The sequence below is a fragment of the Nostoc cf. edaphicum LEGE 07299 genome (assembly GCF_015207245.1).
GTDB classification, from domain to species: Bacteria; Cyanobacteriota; Cyanobacteriia; order Cyanobacteriales; family Nostocaceae; genus Nostoc; species Nostoc edaphicum_B.
The window spans coordinates 1-2,913 of record NZ_JADEXF010000866.1; the positions used below are offsets into that span (position 1 = coordinate 1).

Sequence of the window (2,913 nt, forward strand, 5' to 3'; positions counted from 1 at the left end):
CTCCATGATATGTGGGGGTTTACTGGCGGGTGTCACGTAACTGGAGAATGCGATCGCTACAAAATATCCTGCGGGGCTTGTCCTCAACTCAACAGTGGTAATGAATGGGATTTATCCCGTTGGGTATGGCAGCGCAAAGTAAAAGCTTGGAAAAATTTAAATTTAACTCTCGTTTCACCAAGTTCTTGGTTAGCAGAGTGCGCTCGTTCTAGCTCTTTATTCCAAAATTTGCGAATTGAGGTAATTCCCCACGGACTAAATACTCAAAAATATCGACCGATTAATCAACATTTTGCACGAGAAGCACTCAATCTACCTCAAGATAAAAAGCTGATACTCTTTGGAGCCATAGAAGCAACAAACGATAGAAATAAAGGATTTCATTTGTTGCAACCAGCTTTACAAGAATTGAGTAAATCTGGCTGGAAGGATGACTTGGAAGTTGTGATTTTTGGAGCATCTCAACCCGAAAATCCACCTGATTTAGGCTTCAAAACCCACTATTTGGGACACTTACATGATGCTATATCTTTAGCAACTGTTTATTCAGCTGCTGATGTAATGCTTGTACCATCTCTTCAAGAATCTTTTGGACAGACAGCTTCCGAATCATTCGCTTGTGGTACTCCAGTTGTGGCGTTTAATTCTACTGGCTTAAAAGATATTGTCGATCATCAGCAGAACGGCTATTTGGCTAAACCTTATGAAGTTGAGGATTTTGCCAAAGGAATTACCTGGGTTCTTGAAAATGAACAGAGGTTGCAAAAACTGTCATTTTATGCTCGTGAGAAAGCCGAGCAAGAATTTACCCTGGAACTTCAAGCACTTCGTTATTCAGTCTTGTTTCAGGAAATATTGATGATAGCAAAGAAATCTTCATTGAGTAATTAACTTAGTAAATCAATACTTCATCATATGTCAATACCTATAGCTTTTATAATTTGTACAGAACCTGGTCGTTTAGAAGGTCAATCTTTGATGCTTGCAGAAAGTATTCGTAAGTTCTGCGGCGAATTGAAAAATACACCTATATATAGTTTCCATCCTAGAGTAGGTGAACCTATTTTAAAGGAAACCCAACAAGCCTTTGAAGCTTTGCAGGTGACTCATCAACAAATCCCGATAAATCGAGAATTCCATGAATATTATTTAGCTAATAAGCCCCTAGTTTGTGCCTATGCAGAACAAAATATCGATGCAGAAATATTGGTTTTTTTAGACAGTGACAAATGCTTTTTTTCTGAACCAAAAGAGTTTTTATTGCCCGTAACTTGTAATGTACGGATGCGTCCTGAGTATGGTCAAGGAATTGGTTCTACAGGTTTGCGAGATCCTCAAGAATGGTATTGGCAAAAACTATATGAAGTACTGGGAGTAAAGCGTGAGGTATTTGTTGACACACCCATTGGTAATAAGAGAATCAGAGCCTACTGGAATTCTGGTTTGATTGCTGTCAGAAGGAGTGCGGGTATATTTACAACTTGGAAAGAGAACTTTGAAAAAGTAATGCACTTGGATATTACTCCTCCCCAGGGTATTTATTTTGTTGAGCAGTCTGTTTTGTCTGTAACTTTATGTGCCTTGGAAGAAAACGTTGAACATCTTCCCCCTAATTATAGTTATCCATTACCTTTACATAACCGTTTATCAAAAGAAATACAAATTAAACATTGGGATGATATTGTATCCATTCATTATTTCAACTTATTTTTTTATCACGATTGGTATGGACAAATAAAAAGCTTGAAAAAATTTAATATTCATTCAGATAAATATCAATGGTTATGTGAAGAGGTTGTCAGACTTAATATGCCTCGTGTATCAGTTTGGCACCGATATTTGTTGGCAGTCAGAAGAATGGAACAAAAGCTAAAAAGCTTTAATTTAGATATTAATTTCAGCGGATGGATAGAAAACAGGGCTAAGTTTTAAACTGACATTACGATATATGAAAGGTAAAAATTTGAGAATTGAGATTATAAATAAAAACCCTATAACATATATCTAACTTTATTATTTGGATTAACTATTTTTGTACATATTATTATGAGGCAAATGAGATGAATAAAGCGAATCTAGCTGTAATTATGACATGTTATAACAGACGGAATACAACTCTTGCCTGCCTAAATGCCTTATATCAGCAAAAAAATGATTGTGATGTTTATTTAACCGATGATGGAAGTTCTGATGGGACTACAGAGGCTGTTAAAGCAGAATATCCAGAAGTACAAGTTCTTCAAGGTAATGGCAATTTATTTTGGGTGGGAGGAATGCATCTCGCTTTTGGTGAGGCAATAAAATATCAATATGATTATTATCTATGGTTGAATGATGACACATTTTTGGAAGCCAATGCTGTGAGTAAACTATTACAGGTTCATCAAAATCTAACAGAACTTGGTTATTCAGACTCAATTGTAGTTGGTTCAACTAAAGACTCAATTATAGGAAAAGCAACCTATGGAGGAGCAGTAAAATCTAAAAATTGGTATTCTAATAAATTTGAATTTTTAGAACCAAGCTCCGTTATCCAAAAATGCGATGCTATGTATGGTAACTGCGTGCTAATTCCTAAAAGTGTTGCCGCCAAAGTTGGCAATATTGATATAGCTTTTGTCCATAGTTTAGGAGATTTAGATTATGCCCTGAGAGCGCGTAAATTGGGTTGTAAAATATGGGTAGCTCCTGGGTATATTGGTACTTGCACTAAAAACTCTATCCGTAATAGTTGGGCAGACACCAATTTAAATATCTTAGAACGCTTGAAAAAAGTACTACAAATCAAAGCATTTCCATTGAAATCATGGACTATATTTTGTAGCAGACACTCTGGGCCATTCTGGATATTTTACTGGTTATTACCTTATATAAGAGCAATTATTGGTTACAAAGATTTGGCTACCTCTCCGA

Annotated in this window: 3 protein-coding genes; all 3 read left to right on the forward strand. The window is 36.0% G+C overall.

Going from position 1 to position 2,913, the window contains the following annotated elements; genetic code table 11:
• The coding region (locus tag IQ229_RS21890) for a glycosyltransferase (protein ID WP_194047347.1) at positions 1 to 891 on the forward strand (891 nt) is incomplete at its 5' end.
• A gap of 24 nt (positions 892 to 915) precedes the next feature.
• Positions 916 to 1,932, forward strand: a complete 1,017-nt coding sequence (locus IQ229_RS21895) for a hypothetical protein (protein WP_194047349.1) — start codon at positions 916 to 918, stop codon at positions 1,930 to 1,932.
• A 128-nt stretch (positions 1,933 to 2,060) separates the two neighbouring features.
• Positions 2,061 to 2,913: glycosyltransferase family 2 protein (locus IQ229_RS21900; protein ID WP_194047351.1), on the forward strand; the 853-nt coding region annotated here is incomplete at its 3' end.